29 protein-coding genes and 1 rRNA gene are annotated in these 25,162 nt (G+C 35.2%); 2 read left to right on the top strand and 28 right to left on the bottom strand.

What is annotated here, in order from left to right; translation table 11 throughout:
• Positions 1-33 precede the first annotated feature (33 nt).
• The 17 genes from LPC09_RS00325 to metG all read right to left on the bottom strand — a co-directional run bounded on the left by LPC09_RS00325 (position 34) and on the right by metG (position 15,795).
• Positions 34-264 carry an anti-sigma-F factor Fin gene (locus tag LPC09_RS00325; RefSeq protein WP_098795097.1) on the bottom strand — a complete coding sequence of 77 codons (231 nt, stop codon included), beginning with the start codon at positions 262-264 and terminating at the stop codon, positions 34-36.
• A gap of 101 nt (positions 265-365) precedes the next feature.
• Complete coding sequence (pth, locus tag LPC09_RS00320; RefSeq protein ID WP_231308776.1) at positions 366-923, bottom strand: aminoacyl-tRNA hydrolase; 558 nt, start codon at positions 921-923, stop codon at positions 366-368.
• Between the two features lie 206 nt (positions 924-1,129).
• Positions 1,130-1,756, bottom strand: a complete 627-nt coding sequence (locus LPC09_RS00315) for a 50S ribosomal protein L25/general stress protein Ctc (RefSeq protein WP_231308775.1) — start codon at positions 1,754-1,756, stop codon at positions 1,130-1,132.
• A gap of 211 nt (positions 1,757-1,967) precedes the next feature.
• Complete coding sequence (locus tag LPC09_RS00310; protein WP_231308774.1) at positions 1,968-2,921, bottom strand: ribose-phosphate diphosphokinase; 954 nt, start codon at positions 2,919-2,921, stop codon at positions 1,968-1,970.
• Positions 2,922-2,940: 19 nt separating this feature from the next.
• A complete protein-coding gene (glmU, locus tag LPC09_RS00305) occupies positions 2,941-4,317 on the bottom strand; it encodes a bifunctional UDP-N-acetylglucosamine diphosphorylase/glucosamine-1-phosphate N-acetyltransferase GlmU (RefSeq protein ID WP_231308773.1) in 1,377 nt (458 codons plus the stop codon).
• 298 nt (positions 4,318-4,615) lie between these two features.
• The gene (gene spoVG, locus LPC09_RS00300; RefSeq protein WP_026562422.1) at positions 4,616-4,906 is read right to left on the bottom strand and encodes a septation regulator SpoVG; all 291 of its coding nucleotides are present in this window, start codon (positions 4,904-4,906) and stop codon (positions 4,616-4,618) included.
• Positions 4,907-5,206: 300 nt separating this feature from the next.
• Entirely contained in the window at positions 5,207-5,581 is a 375-nt protein-coding gene (locus LPC09_RS00295) for a RidA family protein (protein WP_098795102.1), read from the bottom strand.
• Complete coding sequence (purR, locus tag LPC09_RS00290) at positions 5,568-6,428, bottom strand: pur operon repressor (RefSeq protein ID WP_231308772.1); 861 nt, start codon at positions 6,426-6,428, stop codon at positions 5,568-5,570. The genes LPC09_RS00295 and purR overlap by 14 nt, the downstream gene beginning before the upstream one ends.
• A 59-nt stretch (positions 6,429-6,487) precedes the next feature.
• On the bottom strand, positions 6,488-7,357 hold the full coding sequence (ispE, locus tag LPC09_RS00285; RefSeq protein ID WP_098795104.1) for a 4-(cytidine 5'-diphospho)-2-C-methyl-D-erythritol kinase: 870 nt from the start codon (positions 7,355-7,357) through the stop codon (positions 6,488-6,490).
• A gap of 248 nt (positions 7,358-7,605) precedes the next feature.
• Complete coding sequence (locus LPC09_RS00280) at positions 7,606-7,797, bottom strand: small, acid-soluble spore protein, alpha/beta type (RefSeq protein WP_098795105.1); 192 nt, start codon at positions 7,795-7,797, stop codon at positions 7,606-7,608.
• Positions 7,798-7,951: 154 nt separating this feature from the next.
• Positions 7,952-8,221, bottom strand: a complete 270-nt coding sequence (gene veg / locus LPC09_RS00275; RefSeq protein ID WP_026562427.1) for a biofilm formation stimulator Veg — start codon at positions 8,219-8,221, stop codon at positions 7,952-7,954.
• A gap of 428 nt (positions 8,222-8,649) precedes the next feature.
• The gene (gene yabG, locus LPC09_RS00270) at positions 8,650-9,531 is read right to left on the bottom strand and encodes a sporulation peptidase YabG (RefSeq protein WP_098795106.1); all 882 of its coding nucleotides are present in this window, start codon (positions 9,529-9,531) and stop codon (positions 8,650-8,652) included.
• Positions 9,532-9,753: 222 nt separating this feature from the next.
• Positions 9,754-10,632, bottom strand: coding sequence for a 16S rRNA (adenine(1518)-N(6)/adenine(1519)-N(6))-dimethyltransferase RsmA (rsmA, locus tag LPC09_RS00265; RefSeq protein WP_098795107.1), 879 nt, complete (start codon positions 10,630-10,632; stop codon positions 9,754-9,756).
• A complete protein-coding gene (gene rnmV, locus LPC09_RS00260; protein WP_098795108.1) occupies positions 10,632-11,189 on the bottom strand; it encodes a ribonuclease M5 in 558 nt (185 codons plus the stop codon). Before rnmV ends, rsmA begins: the two co-directional genes overlap by 1 nt.
• A gap of 194 nt (positions 11,190-11,383) precedes the next feature.
• Positions 11,384-12,547 carry a resuscitation-promoting factor gene (locus tag LPC09_RS00255; RefSeq protein WP_231308771.1) on the bottom strand — a complete coding sequence of 388 codons (1,164 nt, stop codon included), beginning with the start codon at positions 12,545-12,547 and terminating at the stop codon, positions 11,384-11,386.
• A 265-nt stretch (positions 12,548-12,812) separates the two neighbouring features.
• Positions 12,813-13,583, bottom strand: a complete 771-nt coding sequence (locus LPC09_RS00250) for a TatD family hydrolase (protein WP_098795110.1) — start codon at positions 13,581-13,583, stop codon at positions 12,813-12,815.
• 226 nt (positions 13,584-13,809) lie between these two features.
• Positions 13,810-15,795 carry a methionine--tRNA ligase gene (metG, locus tag LPC09_RS00245; RefSeq protein ID WP_098795111.1) on the bottom strand — a complete coding sequence of 662 codons (1,986 nt, stop codon included), beginning with the start codon at positions 15,793-15,795 and terminating at the stop codon, positions 13,810-13,812.
• 584 nt (positions 15,796-16,379) lie between these two features.
• On the opposite strand from metG, the gene LPC09_RS00240 reads away from it, so the two are divergent.
• The gene (locus LPC09_RS00240) at positions 16,380-16,667 is read left to right on the top strand and encodes a transition state genes transcriptional regulator AbrB (protein WP_098795112.1); all 288 of its coding nucleotides are present in this window, start codon (positions 16,380-16,382) and stop codon (positions 16,665-16,667) included.
• Positions 16,668-16,773: 106 nt separating this feature from the next.
• Here the strand turns inward: LPC09_RS00240 and rsmI are convergent, their stop codons facing one another.
• The 10 genes from rsmI to LPC09_RS00190 all read right to left on the bottom strand — a co-directional run bounded on the left by rsmI (position 16,774) and on the right by LPC09_RS00190 (position 24,019).
• Positions 16,774-17,652 (bottom strand): 16S rRNA (cytidine(1402)-2'-O)-methyltransferase, encoded by an 879-nt coding sequence (rsmI, locus tag LPC09_RS00235; RefSeq protein ID WP_098795113.1) that lies wholly within the window; start codon positions 17,650-17,652, stop codon positions 16,774-16,776.
• A 5-nt stretch (positions 17,653-17,657) separates the two neighbouring features.
• The gene (locus tag LPC09_RS00230) at positions 17,658-17,906 is read right to left on the bottom strand and encodes a GIY-YIG nuclease family protein (RefSeq protein WP_098795114.1); all 249 of its coding nucleotides are present in this window, start codon (positions 17,904-17,906) and stop codon (positions 17,658-17,660) included.
• Positions 17,907-17,924: 18 nt separating this feature from the next.
• Complete coding sequence (locus LPC09_RS00225) at positions 17,925-18,674, bottom strand: tRNA1(Val) (adenine(37)-N6)-methyltransferase (protein WP_098795115.1); 750 nt, start codon at positions 18,672-18,674, stop codon at positions 17,925-17,927.
• A 147-nt stretch (positions 18,675-18,821) separates the two neighbouring features.
• Positions 18,822-19,196 carry a DNA replication initiation control protein YabA gene (gene yabA, locus LPC09_RS00220; protein WP_098795116.1) on the bottom strand — a complete coding sequence of 125 codons (375 nt, stop codon included), beginning with the start codon at positions 19,194-19,196 and terminating at the stop codon, positions 18,822-18,824.
• A 13-nt stretch (positions 19,197-19,209) separates the two neighbouring features.
• The gene (locus tag LPC09_RS00215) at positions 19,210-20,037 is read right to left on the bottom strand and encodes a competence/sporulation regulator complex protein RicT (RefSeq protein ID WP_098795117.1); all 828 of its coding nucleotides are present in this window, start codon (positions 20,035-20,037) and stop codon (positions 19,210-19,212) included.
• Positions 20,038-20,039: 2 nt separating this feature from the next.
• The gene (gene holB, locus LPC09_RS00210) at positions 20,040-21,032 is read right to left on the bottom strand and encodes a DNA polymerase III subunit delta' (RefSeq protein ID WP_231308770.1); all 993 of its coding nucleotides are present in this window, start codon (positions 21,030-21,032) and stop codon (positions 20,040-20,042) included.
• A 15-nt stretch (positions 21,033-21,047) separates the two neighbouring features.
• Entirely contained in the window at positions 21,048-21,488 is a 441-nt protein-coding gene (locus LPC09_RS00205; protein WP_098795119.1) for a YaaR family protein, read from the bottom strand.
• A 50-nt stretch (positions 21,489-21,538) separates the two neighbouring features.
• Entirely contained in the window at positions 21,539-21,868 is a 330-nt protein-coding gene (locus LPC09_RS00200) for a cyclic-di-AMP receptor (RefSeq protein WP_098795120.1), read from the bottom strand.
• 82 nt (positions 21,869-21,950) lie between these two features.
• The gene (gene tmk, locus LPC09_RS00195; protein ID WP_231308769.1) at positions 21,951-22,580 is read right to left on the bottom strand and encodes a dTMP kinase; all 630 of its coding nucleotides are present in this window, start codon (positions 22,578-22,580) and stop codon (positions 21,951-21,953) included.
• 5 nt (positions 22,581-22,585) lie between these two features.
• Positions 22,586-24,019, bottom strand: a complete 1,434-nt coding sequence (locus tag LPC09_RS00190) for an aminotransferase class I/II-fold pyridoxal phosphate-dependent enzyme (RefSeq protein WP_231308768.1) — start codon at positions 24,017-24,019, stop codon at positions 22,586-22,588.
• Positions 24,020-24,229: 210 nt separating this feature from the next.
• Here LPC09_RS00190 and LPC09_RS00185 point away from each other — a divergent pair, with 210 nt between their 5' ends.
• On the top strand, positions 24,230-24,448 hold the full coding sequence (locus LPC09_RS00185) for a sigma factor G inhibitor Gin (protein WP_373995079.1): 219 nt from the start codon (positions 24,230-24,232) through the stop codon (positions 24,446-24,448).
• 461 nt (positions 24,449-24,909) lie between these two features.
• On the opposite strand, the gene rrf is transcribed toward LPC09_RS00185, so the two are convergent.
• Positions 24,910-25,025: ribosomal RNA gene (gene rrf / locus LPC09_RS00180) — 5S ribosomal RNA — on the bottom strand.
• Positions 25,026-25,162 lie beyond the last annotated feature (137 nt).

The raw sequence follows: 25,162 nt of genomic DNA, 5'->3' as shown, positions 1-25,162 counted from the left end.
ACAGAAAAATGCCTTGGGTATCACCCAAAGCCCTTACTGAATCAAATTATCCACCTGGTGAAGATCAGGGTTTCTATGTAGTGCATCCTGGCAGTCCTCGCAAATTGTTTTAACATGCATATCTCCATTTTGTTCGTAGGTAATCATTTCTTGACGTTCGTCATTTGTTAAAGAATCAAATCCTAGCTGCTGACTAGAAAGTGATTGATTATCAAGGCTTCCAACCTTCACACCACAGTGTCTACAATAATAATGCAAAGCCATGTTTAGCCTCCTGAAAGGTATGTTTTTATTGATAGTATGGACCTTCGTTCAGGAGGTTATACATGATAAAGGCTAAAAACACCCATCACGTTAACGTTCAACTAATTATACTCATTCATCACTTGAACAAATGATTGTTGAATCCAGCTTTCACATGCTTTTGCAGAATAACTGATTGCCTCATTAATGCCTTGCAAATCAGCCTCCGTAAATTGACCAAGTACATAATCTGAAATCTTCATTCCATTTGTTGGTCGATCAATACCAACTCGAACTCTGTTGAATTCTTGGGTTCCCAAGTGTTGGATCATCGATTTTATTCCATTGTGACCACCAGCACTTCCTTTGGCTCGCAGTCGAATTTTACCAACAGGTAAATCTAGATCGTCATATATCACAACTAAATCTTCAACATCCATATCGTAAAAATCCATTAAGGGCCGTATACATTCTCCAGATAAATTCATGTAGGTGAGTGGTTTTAATAATATGACTTTCTCTCCTGAAATATGTCCTATTCCATAAATACCATTATACTTTTGGCGATCAAGAGGGATCGATAAATCCTCAGAAAGTTGGTCAATTACTTTAAATCCTACATTGTGTCTTGTATTTTCATACTGCCTACCCGGATTACCTAGTCCGACGATGAGTTTCATATATACCCTCCTAACCCACATCAAATCATCTATTTCAATTTCTAGTGTTCATAAGTTTTTACTAACATTATAACTATTCATCTTACTTAGCATATTCATTCTCTGAACAAAAGTAAAGTGCCAGCTTTCCATTTTCCTTTAAGTCGATATAAAGGATGAAAAACTGACACTTTTAGACTTTATTTGCACCTAAGCTAAACTTGTTTTTATTCCTCGTTATGCTCTCGGCCTTCTTCATTTGTAGGAGTTCCAGGTTCTTGTTCTTCACCACTATCAATTTCCTCTTCCTGCTGAGGAGGTAAGATTGATGCAACAACCTGTTCCTCATCCTGAACAAATTGATATTGACCGCTTGATGTTAAGTCCTTTATATAAAGGGCATCATTTACAGCTAAATTAGCAATATCAACATCAATTGTTTGTGGAATTTGTCCTGGTTTTGCGCTAATTGTTACTTCATGTAAGGATTGTTGAAGAACACCGCCATCCTTTACTCCTTGAGCTTCACCAGTTAAATGAAGAGGTACTTCTACCTCTACGTCTGCCTGCATGTCCACTATATGAAAATCAGCATGAACAATCTCATTCTTTAAAGGATCTGTTTGCATATCATATAGCATAACAGCATGTGATGAGCCATCTACATCTAAATGAATAACTGTATTTTTTCCTTCTTCTCGTAATGTTTTAATAAGTTCAATGCTATCTAAAGCTACTGGCTTGCTTTCAACTTTTTTACCATAAATGATTGCTGGAATTTGTCCTGATTCACGTACCTTTCTTTTTGCAGAGTTAGTGAATTCAGTTCTTTTAATTGCTTGTAGTGTTGTCATAGTTTACACCTTCCTAACGAAATTCGTTCTTATATATTGTTTGCCCATAATGTGAAAGGTATAAACATTTTTTGCAAAAACTTGTCGATAAATACAAAAGCACTGGAGCTGGATGTCAAAGCGGTACCTATAGTTGATCCATTCTATCTATAATTTACAGCAATAAAAAAACCTACCCAAATCATAATGACTTGAATAGGTTTTAGTTCAATTAATCAAAAAGTAAACTTACTGATTGCTTTTCATGAACACGAATAATGGCTTCTCCAATTAAAGGTGCTACTGAAAGTTCAACAAGTTTATCAATTCTTTTTTCTTCAGGCAGTAGAATTGAGTTTGTTACAACTAATTCTTTTATTTTTGAGTTTGCAATACGCTCAATGGCAGGTCCAGATAAAACAGGGTGGGTACAGCAAGCATAAACTTCTCTTGCACCGTTTTCTTCTAGTGCATTAGCAGCTAATGTAATAGTGCCAGCTGTATCGATAATATCGTCAATTAAAATTGCTGTTTTACCTTCAATATTACCTACAATGTTCATAACTTCTGCCACATTTGGTCTTGGACGTCTTTTGTCAATAATCGCAATTGGAGCTTTTAGTTTATCAGCTAATTTACGAGTTCTTGTCACACCGCCATGATCAGGGGAAACAATGACAATATCCTCTAAATTCTTTCCTAAGAAATACTCACCTAAAATTGGTACCCCCATTAGATGGTCAATCGGAATATCAAAGAATCCTTGAATCTGTGGTGCATGAAGATCCAGTGTAATAACACGAGTAGAACCGGCAGTCTCTAAAAGATTCGCTACAAGCTTAGCTGTAATTGGCTCCCTTGCTCTTGCCTTACGATCTTGTCTCGCATAACCGTAGTAAGGGATAACAATGTTAATTGTTTTTGCTGATGCACGCTTTAAGGCATCGATCATAATTAACAATTCCATTAAGTGCTCATTTACAGGATCACTTGTTGATTGAATAACATATACGTCACAACCACGAATACTTTCTTCAATATTTATTTGAATTTCTCCGTCACTAAAACGGGTAACAGAGCTTTTACCTAAATCAACACCAACAATATCCGCTATTTCTTTTGCGAGGGCCGGGTTGGAATTGAGTGCAAATATTTTTAAATTAGAATCTCCATAGCGATTTGACATGGTAAAGTGAAAACCTCCATTAGGAATTTTTATTATTTAATCGGTCGACATAATTCTCTTTATTTACTTGTCTTGACCGTGCAACTGACAATGCTTTTTCCGGTACATCATTTGTTACTGTTGAACCAGCAGCAACATATGCACCTTTTCCAATCGTAACAGGGGCAATTAGGTTTGAGTTACAGCCAATGAATGCACCGTCTTCTATTTTCGTTAGATATTTATTTTTACCATCGTAGTTAACAGTTATTGAACCACATCCAAGATTTACGTCTGCACCTACCTCAGCATCACCAATATAGCTTAAATGTGATGCTTTGCTGCCTTTGCCCATTTTAGATTTTTTCACTTCAACAAAATTACCAATTTTCACTTCGTCAGATATTGTCGAAAGTGGACGTATATGAGCGAAAGGACCAATTGAAACGGAGGCACCTATTTCACTATCATGAGCAACTGAATGCTTAATTGTTGTTGCATTGTTAATGTGGCAGTCTTTTATTTCTGTATTTGGTCCGATGATACAATCTTCGCCAATGACCGTGTCTCCAATAATCATCGTTCCTGGATAAATCACTGTATCTTTACCAATAGATGCCTCAGCAGAAATATAGGTTGAATCAGGGTCTATCAATGTTACTCCGTTTTTCATATGTTCTTTATTAATACGTTGCTTCATTAGTTTTTCTGCTTGTGATAATGCAATTCGGTCATTAACACCTAATGTTTCATCAAAGGAAGAAGTTTGATAAGCGGAAACAATTTTTCCTTCTTTTTGTAGAATCTCAATTACATCTGGAAGATAGTATTCTCCTTGAACATTATCGTTTGATACATGACTTAAGGCCTCAAATAATTCCTTATTATCAAAGCAATATGTACCGGTATTTATTTCTTTTATTTCTCTTTCTGCTTCACTTGCATCTTTATGCTCAACTATCTTTTCTACCGTTCCCTTATTGTTGCGAACTATTCGCCCATATCCAGCTGGGTCTTCCGCTTTTGCTGTCAAAATTGTTGCCTTTGCCTCTGACTCTTGATGATGTGACAGAAGAGCAGACATTGTTTCTGATGTTATTAAGGGCGTATCACCACAAATAACAATGGTTGTTCCTTCTTCATTTTCCAAAAATGGAGCAGCTTGCATAACAGCGTGAGCCGTTCCTAATTGTTCACTTTGTAAAGCATATTCCGTTTTGTCACCTAACTGAGATTGTACCTTTTCTGCTCCGTGACCAACAACCGTTACAGTTTTAGATAAAGTTAGTTGTGACACTTGATCTAAAACATGCTGAACCATAGGCTTTCCGCAAACAGGATGTAATACTTTATATAAAGAAGATTTCATTCTTGTGCCTTGACCTGCAGCTAGAATTACTGCATACCGATTATCCATTATTTAGGCCCCCAATTAGAAGTAATCTATAGAATGTTTATAATAGTACACCTTTTTATCCATAAAAAATATATCTTAAAATAAGTCCTATTTCAAGACAACAAAAAAAAGTACACGATATTTCTAATTTTAGCATAAGTTTTCCTTTTCGCACGTTTGTGACAGGAAAGTTCATTATTTTTAAAAAGTCAGAAAAATAAATGGTAAGTGGATAATGGAGAGGTTGGTTGTTCTTTACTTATTATAATGACAAAATAAAAAGAACTTTGCCCAATTAGGCAAAGTTCTTATCTTTATTTTATGAAGCACCTGCTTCTTCAAATTCTACTTCTAGCTCACCTAAACGATGATATTCTGCTAATACAGCATCTTGAATTTTTCCGCGTGTACTAGAATTAATAGGGTGTGCAATATCTCTGAATTCACCATCAGGAGTGCGCTTACTTGGCATCGCAACAAAGAGACCATTATTGCCATCAATTACGCGAATATCATGTACAACAAACTCATGATCTAACGTAATAGAAGCAATTGCTCTCATACGTCCTTCGGTATTTACGCGGCGTAATCTTACGTCTGTAACTTCCATTCTGTTCACCACCTTTTCCCCCATATGAAAAACTTTAGTTACTTAATTCAACGTTTTTTTTATTATTCCTTCCTTATTTTGAAATTTTTTTTATTTTTGGTCAAATTTATTGACAAAAAATAGTGAAAATCAACAATTTACTCCTTAACAGAAATTAAAATACCAATTTTATAAAGAAATTTTAATCGACATCTTAGTAGTTGACCCTGTTATTTCCTCTCCAATCATCTTTGTTGATAGAACCTATTCACTATTGTTAAAACAAAAAAACCAACCACAGTATGTGATTGGCAAAAGACATTATTTAATTAACGCAATAACTTCTATTTCAACTAAAGAATCTTTAGGTAGTCTTGCTACTTCGACACATGAACGGGCTGGTTTATGTTCTGAGAAGTATTGACCGTAAACTTCATTAAACGGGACAAATGAATTCATATCCTGAAGAAAGACTGTTGCTTTAATAACAGTTTCTAAAGAAGCTCCTGCTTCTTCAAGTACAGCCTTTAGATTTTGAAACACTTGATGTGTTTGTTCAACAACATCGCCTGTCACCATTTCTCCTTCAGCTGTTAACGGTATTTGACCTGAGCTGTAGAATACGTTATTAACAATAATTCCTTGTGAATATGGTCCAATTGCTGCTGGTGCTTTGCTTGTACTAACTGTTCTCATTGAAATCCTCTCCAATCTTTTCTTCATTAACAATTTGGAAGTAGCTTCCATCTGTTACTTGGATATTTCGTTCACGAACGTCGACATCAGCTAATTTTACCAGTGAAACATATTGATCCACCAACCGCTCTTCAACGCCCTCAGTCTCGACTAAAACACCGATCCCTGCTACCTTTGCCTTAAATTCCTCAAGAAGGCTTACCATCCCATTTATGGTGCCTCCAGCTTTCATGAAGTCATCTATAATTAATACATTAGATCCCTCTTTTAAGCTTCGTTTAGCTAGCAGCATAGTTTGAATACGCTTAGATGAGCCTGAAACATAATTAATACTTACAGTTGATCCTTCTGTTACCTTACTGTCTTTTCTTACAATAACCACCGGTACATCCAGTTGTGCTGCTACTGCATAAGCCAACGGAATCCCTTTTGTTGCAACAGTCATAACAACATCGATCTTCCTGTTACTAAAAACCGTTGCAAAAAGCCGGCCTATTTTATTAACAATTGAAGGAGTGCCTAATAAATCAGTTAAGTATAAGTATCCACCCGGAAGCAGCCTCTCAGGTTTTGCAATAAATTCACAAAGTTCTTCAATAAATTGCTTTGCTTCACTTATCGCAACCTTTGGTATGAATTTGACTCCACCTGCTGCACCAGGAACTGTTAACAACGTTCCTATTCCCTGCTGCTCAAAAGTTTCTTTAATAATGGTTAAGTCTTCACTTATAGAGGATTTAGCAGATTGATACTTTTCAGAAAAATGGGTTAACGGCACTAAAGAATGTGGATGATGAAGCAAGTAGTTTGTCATATCAACAAGTCGACCACTACGACGAAATTTCATGAACTGGCAACCTCCAAAATCCGAATATTATTATTGTAAATATAACTTAATATCCGTATTTAATCAAGGATGTTTCGTTCACCAAGCATTCTTACAGCAAAAACCTGATCACAAAAACCCCTTAATCCATTGTAAACTCGTGGCAAACGTGATTCATATTGAACCAAGCCAAAGACTGTTGGTCCGCTTCCACTCATTAATACTGCATCTGCGCCAAACCTTTTCATTTGATCTTTTATGTTGGCCACCTCTGGATGCATTCGTAAAGTAACAGTTTCTAATACATTTCCCATAAGTGTACAAATTTGATTATAGTCATTCTTATGTAACGCCTCAATCATTCCCTCAACATTAGGATGCTTTAGTTGTTGAAGATTTAAATTCTTATAAACATCAGCTGTTGAAACCCCTATCGTTGGTTTCGCTAACACCACCCAGCAATGTGGAGGTGGATCTATATGATGAATAATTTCTCCTCTACCTGTTGCTAACGCAGTTCCTCCGTATACACAGAATGATACATCAGAACCAATTTCCGCACCAAGTGTAGCCAATTCATCAAGAGTCAGCCCAAGATTCCAAAGCTTATTTAAGCCACGTAAAGTTGCTGCAGCATCACTGCTTCCACCAGCTAACCCTGCTGCAACAGGAATTGTTTTTGTTATAGATATAGAAACTCCTCTATTAACTTGATAACGCTCCTTCAAAAGTCGTGCAGCTTGATAGGCTAAGTTCCTTTGATCATCTGGCACAAAACGATTATGTGATACAATTCGAATTTCATTGTATGGTAGGTCAATCAGTTCAACCCGATCAGCTAAATCTATTGTTGTCATAATCATTTTAACTTCATGGAAGCCATCGTCACGTTTCTTTAGTACATCAAGTGACAAATTTATTTTCGCTGGTGCTTTTTCTAATACACGCATTGTCATCACCTACTTAAACGATCTAAAAATTGTATCAACATTGTACCACAAAAGCAGGTATTGTATTGCCTTTTTCGACAATTCCAGTTGAATTGAAACAGTTTTCACTATCATTGACCACGATTATGTCACTAATTCAAAAATGCTTGAATTTATAGTGAATTTTACATATAGAAAGAAAGGGCTGACCAAAACCTCACTTATCAAACTGAATAAGTGAGTAATTTTAGCCAGCCCCGCCGCTATCATTACTGATTTACATTATTTTGTTGGGCAAGCTGTTGTTGTGCTAATTCAATAGCACGTTTTACCATATTACCAGCATCACGTGAACGAATAGCTCCCCAGCCTTCTTCTTTTACTGTATCGTAAAAACCTAAGTCTTTTGCTAACTCATATTTAAAGTCTTCCGACATCATTCCACGACGACGTCTGCCCATGTCGACCACACCTTTCAAAGGATAAGCTTGGAATGTAAAAGAAAGAGATAGTACTGCGGCATTATTTATTATTTTCATAAAACAAAAGATATATGTAATGAAGACGTTAATAAGATCACTTTTAGACAAAAGAAAAAACAGTAAACATTGATGTCTACTGTCCACTAACTGCAAACGAACCTGTTGTATCTTCAAAAAATGTTAATTGCACTGTTTCGGTTAATACATCGGCATAGCTGTAAGATACTCGTTCAAATGAATTTTCATCTTGATCAAGCTCAATAACAAAGACAGATGGATAGGTTTCTGCTAGCACACCACAGCGTTCTATCGTTTTTCTACGACCACCATTAGCTTTAAGAGTTAGTCGTCTGCCAAGATTACCATCCAAGGACTTTTTAATATCCGTTAGAGTTTTTCCCATTGCATCCACCTCACTAATATGATTATACAACCTTCCGCCTATGTAAGTCAAATAAAATTAAAATTATAACAGTAATTTTTCACTACTGTCAATAAAATGTTTTCAACAAAATTCTCACTTTGTTATTGTTAGTTTGAACAAACATTCCCTCTTTTATGTATGAAAATGAATGTTTTTTATAAATTACTTTTCAAACGTTCATATTTTATCTCATTTCTCTCTGTGTACGGGTTATTTTTATATAAAAATCTTGAAAAATACTGAATATCAAATAATGACCTCCATTAAAAATCTTATAGAATTTTATCAAAAAACTTCTTAAGTATTCATCCTTTCAATCTCCCTAAAAACCGCATTGAAGCCAAATAACAGGATTTTTTACAGAAATAGAAAAAGCCACTTACATATGATACGTAAGCGGCGCAAGTTTATTGTGTTGTTGGCTTTCTATACGGCATTCCTGTTCTTAAAACTCCTCTTGTTTCCACACCACCAAGACCTTTTTCCCTTGTTAATGTGTTACGAAGAACTTCCCATACATTTATTCTTTCAACAAAAGGCGTAAAGCTTATTTTTGCTACAATATAAACAGGATCTAGTGCATGAATGTTTACTCTTGAAGGAGAGCTTGCAAAATTAGCTCCTGCACGTATCAAAGATTCAAAGTGAGACTGACATGCCCCGGCAAAGATTACAAGCTGATCAAGGTGTGGTACCTTATTTCTTGCATTACGAACAGTTTGAACAAAATGCTTAGAATGTCTATAGGCATTAATATCGTCAATGTTTCCCTTATGTTTTGAGTATGCATCATGTCCGGTTACAACCAATATATCAGGTCGGTATTTTAATAGGAGATCTGTGATTTTTTCCGGCATCTCTTTTTCATTAAGGTGAACACCATTAACCGGTACACCAATCTTCTCGTATAAAGCCAAGCACTTTTGTAAGTAAAGTGGATCTCCATCAACATGGAGGACTCTTCCCGGCATATGGAAAAACTCTTCATTATGGCTATAGCTGGATGTTGCATAGTATTCCTGCTTTTCCCTCAGAAGCTGATAATCCTGCCTAAATAAATGATAAGATTGATCAATTCGTTCTTTTTCTCTCTGCTTTCGGGAATTTCTCTCTGTCTCATCTACAAGAACTAAATCACTACAGTCAGCATCAGCTATTAATCTCACTTCATCACCATGTAAAATTGCAATCTGCTCTCCTGAAGCAGATGAAATGACATCAATCACTCTAAATAACAAATCAAAGTTATAAGATTTTCTTACTACAACATCTCCAATTTTTACTTGCATGTTATATCACTCCAATGAATGATTCACCTGAACACTTTTACTTACTCGTTAATCAGGCATCAAGATCTCTTATACACCTTAAGTAATCTTTTACCATGTATAAAATGTATCCTTTTCTAGCCTATGTAGTTTTTTGCTTTTGGTGATTTATATCATGGGGATATAAGCAAAGAAAAAAGCAGAAGATCAAGACTTATGTTGCCTGGATCTTCTGCTTTTCATTTATTTTACAACCTTTGCTAATGCATCACTTAATTTGGCGAATTCTTCAATAGAAAGAGACTCTCCTCTTCTTTTTCCATCAACCTCAACGTGCTCCAAAGTTTCTTCGATCTTTGCTTTTAATTCCTTGCCATTTGGAATAAAATGAACAAGGTTATTTAAAAGAGTTTTTCTTCGTTGTGCAAAACTCGCTCTTACAATTTTGAAAAAGAAATCTTCATCTTCCACTTCTACAGTAGGCTTGTCCCTTACTAATAACCGGATAATAGCTGAATCTACATTAGGTTGCGGAACAAACACTGTCTTAGGCACTGTCATAACTGTTTTAGCCTCTGTATAGTATTGAACAGCAATCGAAAGCGATCCATATTCTTTTGTTGATGGAGCAGCTGATATTCTGTCTGCTACTTCCTTTTGAAGCATAACGACAATTCCCTTAAGAGGTAGCTTATCTTCTAGCAATTTCATAATGATTGGAGTTGTTACATAGTAAGGGAGATTTGCCACAACCATAATCTCTTCACAATCGCTGAAATTTTCTTCAATTGCTTTTTTCAAATCAGCTTCCAATACATCCTGATGAATAACTGTTATATTTTCATAAGGGCTTAATGTTTCATTTAGGATTGGAAGAAGGCGCCTGTCTATCTCAAAGGCTACAACCTTCTTAGCTCTTCTTGCAAGCTGCTCAGTTAATGCACCAATTCCCGGACCTATCTCTATAACCCCTGTTTTGTCTGTAACATTAGCATGATCTACAATTCTTGAAAGTACATTTGGTTCAATTAAGAAATTTTGACCTAAGCTTTTTTTAAAAGAAAATCCATACTTTTCTAAGATGGCTTTTGTTCTTACTGGAGTTGCGATATCTTTTATCATTATTTAGTTTCCTCCTGTAGAATCTTCTTTACTGCATGAATGAATTCCACTCTACTGATTTGAAACATCTGCAGCCTTTTATGAAGTTGCTTTCCATTTGTATATCCAATTTTTAATAGTATCCCTAGTCTTTCTCTTCGATCTTTTGCTTGATTCCCGCCTATTAAGCCTGCATCTAATAAATCCTCAAACTCAATCTCACTCACAAACTCTGTCATCTCTTCCTTCACAGATTCAAGTGCCTGTTGAATGGCATCGATGGAAGCGTGTTCTACTCCAATGCCCTTTCCTCGCTTTGGTCTCGCTTGACTCTTAGGTAAAAACGCATGTTTACACCCTGGTACAAGCTCCGCTATCGTTTTTCTAATTTTTTCCCCCGGAAAATCTGGATCTGTAAATAAAATAACGCCTCTTGTTTGTTGTGCGAGCTTTATTTGCTCAATGACAGCATCTCCAATAGATGAGCCATTCGTTTCTATTGTATCGGCATCAACTGCCCGCTTAATAGCTGTTGTATCATCTTTTCCTTCAACAACAATAATTTCTTTTATTTTCATTATTTCCTCCAAAAAACTTGAAACTTTTTTCACTTTTATTACGTCTTATGTAGTGAAGAACTTCATTCTTATTATCTATTCTTACCTAAAGAGAATATAAACAGTATACAATGCTCAGAGTTTGAACAAAAGGTTTACCGTTTAGTAATGGAAAATAAATAAAAAACAGAGGACTAAACATCCTCTGTTATGATCTATTCTAAAATTTTAATTTTTACTCTCTTCGAACCCCATCGATAGGCAGCTGATTTTGAAGGGAAGAATACATCAATTTTATTCCCTTTAATAGCGGAACCTGTATCTCCAGCAACTGCATATCCATAGCCTTCGACGTAAACCTTAGTTCCCAATGGAATCACATTAGGATCAACTGCAATAACCTTAGCGTTAGGATTGGCACGTAAATTAATACCTGTAGCTGTTGTACCTGAACAACCATTACAGCTTGCTGTATATGCTGTTGAAGTTACATAAAATTCCCTTGCAACAGAATCATTTCCACGAGATACAGTGCTTGTTTGTTGCACTACCTTTGTACCTAAAGCAACCACACGATCTTCGCTTTCTTGGATTTTCTCTGTTTTAAGTAGTTTCCTGGATATTTCTTTTCCATTTTCCAAAGTAACTTCAAAGTGTTTCTCTTGCTTTCCTTCTTTACCGGACTCAAGCACTTTCTGACTTCCTTTTTCTATGTTGTTATCTTTTTTAGTTACAACATCAAAGGCTATTGGTTCTTCCACTACATCGGTGACTTTTTCTACCCGTGTAACCGTAATATCTCTCTTTTCAGTTACTTCATCTGTCAGAGCCGGTTCAACTTTATCTAATTCATTTAATGTAACGTTTTGATTTTTTAAAAAGTCAGCGACAGTAGTCGAAGTCGTCCATACTTGTTGTTTTTCTCCGCCAACATTTAGTGTAATCTGAAATGCTTTATCAATTGTTAATGACAAATCGCTTTCTATTACTGTATCTAAAGCTGGTTTAATTTGATCATGCTCTGTGACATCCAGGTTTTCTTGCTGTATCAGTTCTTTTACTGTATCCGCTGTTGTCCAAATTGTCCTTCGTTCATCACCCATTGCAACTTTAATTGGCTTTGCTGCTTTATAGGTGATTTCCATATTATCTTTAATCTTTTGATCGACTGAAGGTAATATGTCATCTTCTTTCCTTGTATCTATATCTCTTTCTTCTAGCAAATCATTTACAGTTTCTGCATGAGTACGAACTCTCTCCTCTTTACCGTTTACGGTAAGTAAGACTGTTTCTTTCGTCATCTCGTATGTACCAAATGCAGTACCGGTTCCCAATACTAGTAAACTAGTAGCGGATAGGACAAATTTGTTTTTTAACACTTTCTCGGAAAACAGCTTTTTTACATTTTTGCTTAAAATGAAAACCGCCTCCTTCTCCCTCGTGGATTATATAGAGTATCTTTCTTCTTGTCAACCCTTCAGACGTTGTCTCATTTTTTCAACGTATTCATAATTATGCTTAAAATTATGGAAAAAGTGAAGCAAGAGTTATCGACAAAGATATACTATGAGGAAAAATAGACATGTAGAACTTATTGATTTATCCTTTAAGTGGACAAGCTCTTCCATAACTCGACAACGTTCGTTATCGAGTTATGCCGAATACTTTCATTGCATTGTCGGACGTTTTTTCTGCAATTTCTTCAAAACTTACTCCTCTTAACTCAGAAATCTGTTCAGCCACATATCTCACATAACTCGGTTCATTGCGTTTTCCTCTATATGGATGGGGAGTTAAATAAGGGCAATCTGTTTCGATTAATAACCGGTCCATTGGAATTTCTTTCACTACTTCCTTCGGTTTCTTTGCATTCTTAAATGTTACTGGTCCACCAAATGAAATATAGAAATTCATCTCCATACACTGTTTTGCAACCTCTAAACTACCTGTGAAACAGTGCATAATCCCTCCAACTTCACTAGCGTTCTCCTCATGCAATATCTTCACAACATCCTCAGTTGCATCACGGTTATGAATAATAATTGGCAGATTCACTTCTTTTGCTAACTGAATTTGCTTCCGGAACACAACTTTTTGTATCTCTTTTGGTGATTTATCCCAATAATAGTCTAATCCCATTTCTCCAATAGCAACTACTTTTGGATGTTGTGACAATTCCCTAATCCAATTTAGGTCTTCTTCCGTCATATCTATTGCATCTACAGGATGCCAGCCTATTGCAGCATAAATCATATCATACTGTTCTATTAACTCCATTGCTCTTTTAATCGTTTCATGATCAAAACCTACAACAACGATATGTGAAACACCCTCACTTGTTGCACGTTCGATAACCTCTTCTAAATCTTCCTCAAATTGCACAGCATTTAAATGTGCATGTGTATCAAAAAGCACTATGACTAACTCCCTTCCTCATTCTATTCGACAAAACAAAAAGGTGTTCAACAAATTGTTACACGTGGAACACCCATTTTTTTTGCTTTTTAGACAAATATCATTTTTTTTCGAGAATGAAAAATCCTTAGGGAGGAAACAGGATTTGGGCTGTATACCTCCCTTTGTGCTATCCACAGGATATTTCAGCTATTACTTATTATTAAGTCTTTTTAATGTTGACTTTTTATTTTACCCTTGAACCATTAGGAAGGTCAGCATCAACTGTAGCTACTGAGAGCATATCACCTTGTGAACCTGCCAGAATCATACCTTGAGAAAGCTCACCACGCAGTTTTACTGGCTTTAGATTCACAACACAAATCACCTTTTTACCAATTAAATCTTCTGGCTTATAGTGTTTTGCAATTCCAGATACTACTTGTCTTTTTTCATAGCCCAAATCTAATTGAATTTTTAATAAACGATCGGCTTTTTTCACAGGTTCAGCATGAAGGACCTCTGCTACACGAAGATCAACCTTCATAAAGTCATCAATTGTAATTTCTTCCATCGTTTCAGGAGCTACTATTTCTTCTTTCTTCTCTTCCACTGGTGCAGAACCTTTCATTTGTTCCTTAATATAGGAAACTTCTTCCTCTACTTCAAGTCGAGGGAAAATCGGTGCTTGTTTATTCACTGTTGTTCCATTTATTTGTCCAAATGAAGTAAGGCTATCCCAATTTTGAAGATCCTGATCCTCTATACCAAGCTGACTAAAAATCTTCACTGGTGTTTCAGTTAAGAATGGCTTTAATAGCACAGCAATGACTCGTAATGATTCTGCAAGGTGAACCATGACAGAAGCTAATTTTTCACGATCTTCTTCATTTTTGGCCAATACCCATGGTTGCGTTTCATCAATATATTTATTTGTTCGGCTAACAAATTGCCATAAAGAAGAAAGGGCAATAGAGAACTCCATTCTTTCCATTGAATCTTCATACTTTTTAAGCATATCTTGTGATGCTTTTACTAGAGGTTCATCATATTCTGTTTGATAACCATTATATGTTGGAACTTTACCTTCAAAGTATTTATCAATCATTGCTACTGTTCGATTTAGTAAGTTTCCTAAATCATTCGCTAAATCATAATTAACACGATCTATAAATCCTTCCGGAGTAAAGACACCATCAGATCCAAAAGGTACTTCTCTTAGAAGATAATAACGAAGTGCATCCAAGCCATACTTATCAATTAAGGTAACAGGATCAACAACATTACCTTTTGATTTTGACATTTTACCGTCTTTCATTAGCAACCAACCATGAGCAAATACTTTTTTAGGAAGAGGTAAATCTAACGCCATTAACATAATTGGCCAATAAATTGTATGGAAACGTACAATTTCTTTTCCTACTATATGAACGTTAGCTGGCCAATATTTTTTATATTTCTCATCATTCTCTGTACCATAACCAAGAGCTGTAATGTAATTAGAAAGTGCATCTATCCAAACGTATATAACATGCTTTGGGTCGCCAGGCACCTTTACCCCCCAATCAAATGTTGTACGAGAAACAGCTAAATCTTCTAGACCAGGTTTAATGAAGTTATTAATCATTTCATTCTTCCTTGATTCTGGTTGAATGAATTCAGGGTTTTCTTCATAGTAAGCTAACAAGCGGTCGGCATACTTGCTCATTCTAAAGAAGTAAGATTCCTCTTTAACTAATTCGACTGGATGGCCACTATCCGGACTTTTACCACCAACAATTTTTCCATTTTCCTTAATTGGGTCCACTAACTGCAGTTCTGTATAAAACGTTTCATCCGGAACAGAGTACCAGCCCTCATACTCATCCAAATAGATATCACCTTGTTCAACGAGTTTAGAAAATACTTTTTCAACAACCACTTTATGACGTTCTTCAGTAGTACGAATAAAATCGTCGTAAGAAATGTCCATTTTCTTCCAAAGTTCTTTAATTCCTGATACAATCTCATCTACATATTCTTGAGGTGTAATATTACTTTCTTCTGCTTTACGTTGAATCTTTTGACCATGCTCGTCCGTTCCTGTTAAATACATAACATCAAAGCCTCGCATACGCTTATAACGGGCCATTGCATCTCCTGCTACTGTTGTATAAGCATGTCCAATGTGAAGTTTTCCACTCGGATAATAAATAGGAGTGGTAATATAAAATGTTTTTTGATTATTTTCCATTATGTAACCTCCTCAAAACTAACTAACTATTATGTGGTGTTCTAGCAAAAACGCCCTCGCCCCTAAGGACGAGAGCGATTTAGTATGGTTTATTCAACATCATATTCATTTGATCAAGTCCTGTGATTTCATTAGGCTTTTTATGTACTTAGGTAGGTTGACATTACTAACCTATCCACCTCAAACTTTTTCATACTCTTTATGATACCATCTTAGCCCTTAATATCAAGATTATATACCTAAAGTTTTTCTATTTCAGCCATTCGACATGATCGTATTGAATTTTGTCGAAAGCACCTAGGCTTTTGTCGAAACTTACCTAATGGAAATGTAAATTTTGTCATAAAATGTATATCAATTATCTTCCATTTCTAGGTTTTACTTACATATCATTCGGGTAAGTAACTAAGTAAACCTTGTTATATCAGTTTCCCAAAAGAATTCCCCTATATTTTTACATGGAAATATAGTAAAAATGATTGACGTTTATTGGAAACACTGATATGCTTAATTCAAATCATTTTTTGTCGAATATTGACGAAGTTTATCAAAAATATAGAGCATATATAGATTGAGAGGAGATCATTAAAATGAAATCTACAGGAATTGTACGTAAAGTTGACGAATTAGGGCGTGTAGTTATTCCAATCGAGCTTCGCCGCACACTAGGAATTGCAGAAAAAGATGCATTAGAAATTTATGTTGATGATGATAAAATCATCTTAAAAAAATACAAACCTAATATGACTTGCCAAATTACTGGTGAAGTTTCTGATGATAACTTAGCGTTAGCAAATGGAAAATTAGTTTTAAGCCGTGAAGGTGCTGAACAAATTTTATCGGAAATTAAAAACCAATTAATTAATAAATAATTCTAATTTTTAAATTACGATATATATAATCAGATAAGTAACTTGGTTATTACACTTAGTTTTTAATCCTGATAGTAAAAAAAGGGATCGATGATGATCCCTTTTTTTATTCTACATGAAATGCTTGATAAACGTCTCTCTTTTGAATCTTTCTTTCAGTTGCAACCTTTTTAATCGCATCTTTTGATGATAAACCCTCATTTATATAATGTTCAACATGTTCTTTCATTGACAGTGAATCCCACCAAATGTCTTCGTCAACTAGTATATCTTCATTAGAGCCTTCAATAATGATACAAAATTCTCCGCGAATTTCTGTTTCCTCTGTCCACTTCAATACATCCTCTATGCTTCCACGAATAAATTCTTCAAATTTCTTAGTTAATTCTCTTGATAAACAAATTGTACGATTTCCTAGACTTTCATGCATAAGTTGTAATGTTTCTTTAAGGCGATGCGGAGACTCGTATAAAATAATTGTTTCTTTCCGAATACGCAGTGACTCTAGTTGATTCCGCTTTTCCTTTTTTTGTCGATCTAAAAATCCAAAAAAGAAAAATGGTTGGGGTGTAATACCTGATCCAATAAGAGCTGTTAATGCTGCATTCGCACCCGGTAATGGGATCACCTTTCCTCCTATATCCAGGACCTGTTTCACTAATTCACTTCCAGGATCTGAAATAGTTGGCATTCCCGCATCACTAATTAATGCTATATCTTTACTTTGCTGTAAATACTCAATAACACGAAGTCCACTAGTTTGTTTATTATGTTCATGATAGCTAAAGATAGGTGTAGAGATCTCAAAATGATTACATAACTTTTTTGATTGTCTCGTATCTTCAGCTGCAATTAAATCAACTTCTTTTAACACCTTAATTGCGCGAAGTGTCATATCCTCAAGATTTCCAATCGGAGTCGGTACTAAATACAAGTTTCCGATTTCACTTTCTTCATGTTGAAAGCTTTTTTGAGTTTTTATCATATTTATTACCTGCTCTCTATGTATCGTTTCTTTTTTTCCTTTGTTAACTTTTTAAAACGAATCTCCATCCTTAGTGCATCACCTTTAGAGTCATACTCCTCAGAATATAAAAGTTTCACAGGAGTTCTTCCTCTCGTATACTTAGCACCTTTTCCATCATTATGTTTTTGAATTCGTTTTGCTAAATCAACTGTATATCCAGCATAATAGCTTCCATCACTGCACTCTAACACATAAAAATAATGGTTGGCCATTTACCCTTCTCCTTAGTGTTAACCGTTCTCGGATCCATATAATATTTTCTTTATAACCGGCGTATACTCATGATTCTCATCATACACAAAGATCGGGGACATCAACTTCAAATCTGCTTGTCCACCTTTTATTCCTTCGATTAAGAGTGTATTTGCTTCTTTCCCTTGTTTTGGATAAACAAATTGTATTCTTTTCGGCTCTATCCCATATTTTCTCATTAATTCTGTTATATCAACCATTCTCCCTGGCCTATGAACGATTGCAACTTTTCCGCCTTGTTTCACAAGTTGACTACAAACTCTTATCACATCTTCTAATGTGCATAAAATTTCATGTCTTGCAATTGCGAGATGTTCATTAAGATTTTGTTTATCTTTAGCAGGAGTTTTAAAATAGGGAGGATTACATGTCACAACATCAAACTTTCCATATCCAAGTTCATTTGGCATGTCTTTTAAATCACCATGGATTAACTTAATTTTGTTTTCTAACTTATTATATTCAACACTTCTTATAGCCATTTCATACAGTCTTTCTTGAATCTCAACACCTACAATATTACCTTTTGTTCTTGTACTAAGAATAAGAGGGACAATCCCATTCCCCGTACATAAATCAATGATCTTTCCTTTTTGAATAGGCATATATGCAAACCTAGAAAGTAATACAGCATCTAATGAAAAGGAAAAAACTGTTGGACTTTGGATAATTCTTAAATTTTCAGCTAATAAATAATCCAATCTTTCGTCACCTATTAACTTAACCATCTTTCTCAATGCTCCTTTTTAAGCTCTCTATTCTGTGCTTTATATAAAGTTGGCTTAACTCCAAGCCCTTATGATGATAAAGTTCACTTTACTATACTTTCTAATAGTAAAAAAAAGACTGACACATAATCAATATGAGTCAGTTTATTATTTCTTATTTAAGAATGATAAGCAAAATAAACAATCACCATCTTTGCGAATGCTTCCATAATGTAAATTACAAATATGAAAGCCCTCTTGATACAGTCTTGCTAAATTATCATACCCTTCACCTATATCAACTGAATTCTGCTTCTTTTGTTGTTTTTCTTTTGATTTTGTCTTTTTTGTTTTTACCGTACTTTTTGTATTTGTTATTGTTGAATCTAAGCGTCGGCGCAAGTTCTCATTTTCTATTTGTAAATGATGATTTTCCTCAATAAGTTCAGCCAGATGCTGCTTTAATTCACCTAATTGAGTATATAGAGACCCGATTTGCTCTTCCATACTGCTGACAGATTCAAATATCTCCTTCTTATCCACTTGTTCCACCTCATTAATCTGTGGATTGCATTGGAACTACGCCTTCTTTCTGCAATTCATCCCAAGTGTATTCAACCACGCGTTCTTGTTCCACTAGGTTTACCTGTAATATTTTCTCTAATATATTCAAACCAACGACCTTGCCTTGTCCATTAGGTGTTTCAATCATTTCTCCTAAATCCGGAAGCTGTTCTTTTGCCGATTCATATTCATCGTTTTCATACTTTAAACAGCACATAAGACGACCACATAGACCAGATATTTTCGTCGGATTTAAAGATAAATTTTGATCCTTTGCCATTTTAATAGAGACTGGTTCAAAGTCCCCTAGAAAAGTAGAACAACACAGCATACGTCCGCAAGGTCCTATGCCACCAAGCATTTTTGCTTCGTCACGTACACCAATTTGTCGAAGCTCAATTCTAGTTTTGAAAATAGCTGCTAAATCTTTTACTAATTCTCTAAAGTCAACACGACCATCTGCAGTAAAGTAAAAGATGACCTTATTGCGGTCAAATGTATATTCAACATCAACTAGCTTCATATCTAGTCCATGTTCTGAAACTTTTTTCTGACACACATGATAAGCTTCTGATGCTGCTTCTTGATTTTCCTGAACCATTAAACGATCCTTCTCATCAGCAAGGCGAATCACCTTTTTTAATGGCAAAACAACATCATTTTCTTCTACCTTTTTATTATTTAGAACAACTTTACCATATTCAATTCCTCGAATTGTCTCAACAATGACAAAATCATCGTCATCTATATGAAGACCATTAGGGTCAAAATAATATATTTTGCCCGCCTTTTTAAAGCGAACACCTACAACATTATACAAACTTATCCCTCCTGCAATGTTAAAACCAATTGCTCCATAAGTAATTGTGGATTCACATTGGCATGAAGCCTTTTTTTAGCTTCTAATATAGAAGTAATCTTCTCTGTTACACTTCTTTGGGTCATTTGAAGGGCATGCTGTTTTATTTGCTGAACGATGTCATGATAAATAATGTTTTCTTCATTACCTATTTGTATAGATAAGACATCTTTATATAAATATAATAGCAAGTCTAACCCTGTATCTTGCTTATCTTTATCATGAAAGTGGTTCATCCACTCCGTGTGTATATATATTGGTGCCTGTCCTTTTCGAGTGATAAGGACCTCATACAATTTTATCACTTTCAATCGAGCCTGCGCAAACCAATCATCTTTTGTTAAGTCCAATGCAGCATTAAGATCATTTGTTAGTTGCGACACTAATGCAGCAATATGCTTAGCTACACCTGACTTCTCAAGGGTTTCTTGGATTGCAATTGGCTGCAATGGATGAAAGGATAACAGCTGACACCTTGAAAGAATTGTATTTAATATTTTATGATACTGTTCAGTTATTAGAATGGCAATTGTGTTTGGGTTAGGCTCTTCTAAAAACTTTAATAAGCTGTTAGCTGCATTAACAGTCATTTTATCAGCATGAATAATCATATAAAGCTTTTTATTGGACTCTACTCCAGACTTTGAAAACTCTTCTTGCAAAGATTGAATTTGCCCCTTTTTTATGGATAATCCATCTGGTTCTACAATATGAACATCAGGGTGATTTCCTGAATCTATTCTTCTACAGTTTTTACAGTTATCACATGGTTCATAGGTTTGAAGATTTTCACAAAAGAAACTTTTTGCTAAAAGAATTCCCGCATCTTTCTTTCCAGTCCCTTTCTTTCCTTCAAACAAATAGGCATGTGCTAACCGTTGTTTTTGAATACTATTTGCTAATAACTTCATCACACGTGGTTGATATGTGACTAGTTCTTGCCAGTTTTTGTTCATACTACTCATCACTCTCTACGTATAGAGGTTAACAAGTAAGCCTTTAACCTCGCCTATTTTTGCAAGAATATCAATTGATGAACTTTCTTTATTCATCATTTCATCTGTAAGATTAATTAATAGCTCATCTACCTGTTCAATAATTTTTAAAGAACGGCTGTTTCCATTATAATCCCAGCTTCTTGACTGCTTCATGTTCATTCCATATTCAACAGCTTCATGAATAAACTTTTTAACTAAAAGCTTATATTTTGATAAATCACTGAAGTTTCTTGACTTTCCTAACCTTCGACCTGCATCATCTATATTTGCCAGCAATTTCGTTAACTGATCATTTTGCAGCTTATTACCTTGCTTGACAATCAAGTCTTGGAATCCTTTTGAAGATGTTTGAGCAACTTTTTGCTCCACTCCTCTTTTATCCAAGGTAGATCTTATATCTTGACTTATCTTCATCATATACCTCCATGGCTTATAAGGCCATATAGACATTATCTAAATCAATGTTAAAATTGATGAAATTGTTCAACAGGTAGAACAAAAACAGTTGCTCCCCCAACCTCTACTTCAACCGGGTATGGAATAAATGAATCTGCATTTCCTCCCATTGGTGAAACTGGTGCCACAAGCTGTTCTCTCGACTTACAATTATCCTTAACAATTTGCAATGCTTTATCAACTCTAATATCCTCAGTACCAATCATAAATGTTGTATTACCGGATTTAAGAAACCCACCTGAACTTGATAGTTTTGTAACACGGAAATTATGCTCAGTAAGTGCATTTAAGAGTTTATTACTATCTTGGTCCTGTACAACAACAATAATTAACTTCATATATAGAAGCCTCCCTTTATTGTAACATGTCCATCTATGTGAATCATTGCTTGTTTAATGGTAATTTCATGATAGCTTATGCTTAAAAAGAAATCACCCTTTTTAATGCTGTTTTTACATCATTTACTACTTCTTCGATAGATTTTTCTGCATCAATAACGATCATTCGATCTGGAAACCTCTCTAAAACTTTTTGGTATCCTTCTTGAACTTTTTGATGAAACGATAAACTTTCTAAATCCAAACGGTTCTTTTCTCTTTCTGAACTTTTATCTATTCTTTGAAGCCCTACCTCAGGGTCAATTTTAAAGTAAAAAGTAAGATCAGGCATTACTCCATTGATCGCAAATTCATTTATTGAAAAAACTTCATCAATTCCGAGTCCCCTTGCATGCCCTTGATATGCCAATGAACTGTCGATAAATCTATCACAAAAAACAACTTTACCGGAATCTAGAGCAGGAATGACCTTTTCAACTAAATGCTGCCTTCTTGCTGCTGCATAAAGCAGTGCTTCTGTTCGAGGATCCATTTCAGTATGATCTTTATGTAAAATAACTTCTCTTATTTTCTCAGCGATATGAATGCCCCCAGGCTCCCTTGTAAAAACAGGTTCTATATCCATATCCTTTATGTCTTTCATCAATTCCTCAAGAACAGAAGTTTTTCCTGCTCCCTCTGGGCCTTCAAATGTAATAAATTTACCTTTCAAAAAAGTCACCTCTTATAGATACTTATTTTGCCTTGTTTAATATTATTGTCTCCTTGAATGTTTACACCTGATTGGAGTAGTTCTCTTAAGCGATCCACCAAATCAGCTGTAATGGTTTGTCCTATCATAATAAAAGGAATACCTGGTGGATATGGTGTGATTGATTCGGCAGAAAAATGTCCAACTGCTTCCTCTAACGAAACTGTTTGCTTTTCACATTTTTTAAAATATGAATAAGATCTTTCTAATCTATGTATGCCAATTTCATCAAGCTCTCTCCAAGTTTTTTCATTCATGTTCGACTTTGAAGTGTTAGGGTTAGGTGGAGGTTTGATTGATCCTAACTTTTCACCTAACGAACATTCACTTGCAAATGGCAAAATAAATAGGACATGATTAGGATTAGCTAACTCTGCATATAGACCATGAAGTTCTAGAAAATCCTGTAGCTCGTAACCTGATAATCCATTTGTAGAGCGAATTGTGACTTTCAAAGGATCCGAATGTATAAGTTTATCATTCGTTTCAATCACTTCCAAATAATTCAATGCCTTTATCTGCTTTTTTATTAGTTCTACAGTTTTTATAATATCAAATTGTGTTTCCTCTTTTATGATATTTTCTAGATAACCCCGAGCCATATCCAATGATGCCATGATAGGATATGACGGACTACTACTCTGCAGCATTGATAAATAAAATTCTACCTTTTCCCTATCTATAAGCTTGCTATTAAAGTGTAAATACGATCCCATTGTCATTGCGGGTAAAGTTTTATGAGCAGAATGAATAACAACATCAGCACCAGCCTCTATCGCTGACGCTGGAAATCCATTTCCAGCTATAAAGTGGGCGCCATGTGCCTCATCCACTAGTACAGGGATATGATGTTTATGTGCAAATTCAATAACTTCTTTTAAATGAACTGTTAATCCATAATAGTTAGGATTCGTTATGATTAAGGCCTTCGCATTCGGATAGAGGGAAATTGCTTTTTTTACTCTGTCGCATTCAACATAACTAGGAACCTGATAATCTTCATCCACTTTTGGTGATAAAAAAATAGGGGTAGCTCCAGCAAGCTGAATGCCATGTATAATTGATTTATGTGAATTGCGTTGGACTAGAACTTCTTCACCTTCTAGACAAGATCCCATGATCATAGCCAGATTCCCAACGGTTGATCCATTAACTAAAAAATAAGATCTTTCAACTCCATATAACTCTGCAGTTAACTGTTGTGCCTCAGCTATGACTCCTTTAGCATCATGTAAATCATCTAAACCCGTTAACTCTGTTACATCATAACGTAAAATATCTTTATAAACGTGCTCCATTTGTTTTAACATGACTGTCCCGTTTTTATGTCCCGGCACATGCAATGATAAAGAATTCCTCTCAGCATGCTTCTGCAAAGCCGAATAAAGAGGCATTTTCATATTATAATCATCGTCCTTTATTATCTATAAACTAATTATAACAATACTTAACTTCCTTATCGACCGAAGAAAATATATACAGCTATACTTTTTAAAAAATCAATGATTAACAATCACAGATAAGGGCCCAATACATATTATACGGATAACAAAAATAATTAAATTCATAATTGTGTATACAATAATAAACTTTTGGTCAAAATAAAAGGTATGGAGGTGGAGAATATGAATTCTACTAGTTTACAACATTTAAATGGGGAAACTTGCATTATATGTGACAAGGAAAAGGAAACAGGAATTCATCTCTATACGAGTTTCATATGTGTAGAATGTGAAAAAAACATAACAAACACACAAACATCTGACCCTAAATACCAATACTACTTAGAAAAATTAAGAAGAGTGAAAAACCCGCCGCTTTATTCTTAGAGGTGGAGAGGTGGTGCCTGTTGGAGATGTGAGAGGTGGTGCCTGTCACTTCCCGGATTTTGCAGAATAATGTCGGTTAGAAATAAAGTTGATAAGCAAGGTAAATAGATGAAGGGCATATTCTTTGTGATATGCTCTTTTTTTGTTTTTACAGAGTTTTCTTTGTTATTTTGAAATTTTTAGCTTCATTTAGCTTGTGATTACTGTGTAAACACAGGTTTTCTGCTTAAGGATAAAGCTACAGGTTCACTTCCATAGACAATTTAGATGTGGTTTATATGTTTATCTTCGATTCTGAATACTTTATCTTCGATTATTAAGGTTTTATCTTCGATTCTGGGTACTTTATCTACGATTATTAAGGTTTTATCTTCGATTCTACAGATTTCTACAACCCTCAACATTTCATTTTATAACTTCACAAAAAAAGACCAGTATCTCTACTGATCTTTTCTCATCTTACTTGGCGACGTCCTACTCTCACAGGGGGAAACCCCCAACTACCATCGGCGCTGAAGAGCTTAACTTCCGTGTTCGGCATGGGAACGGGTGTGACCTCTTCGCCATCATCACCAAATAATATTTAGTTTGAAGGATGTTCCTTCAAAACTAGATAACGATTCACAATTCAACTTCACTCTACTGAGTTTATGCTCTTACTTTGTCCAGCTCCAGAAGCCAAATCCTACGGTAATTTCACTCTCTCGAAGAAGT

The sequence above is a fragment of the Metabacillus sp. B2-18 genome, assembly GCF_021117275.1.
Taxonomy (GTDB): Bacteria; Bacillota; Bacilli; order Bacillales; family Bacillaceae; genus Metabacillus.
Note: the sequence above shows the minus strand (reverse complement) of the source record. Positions and strands in the feature narration are given on the sequence as shown.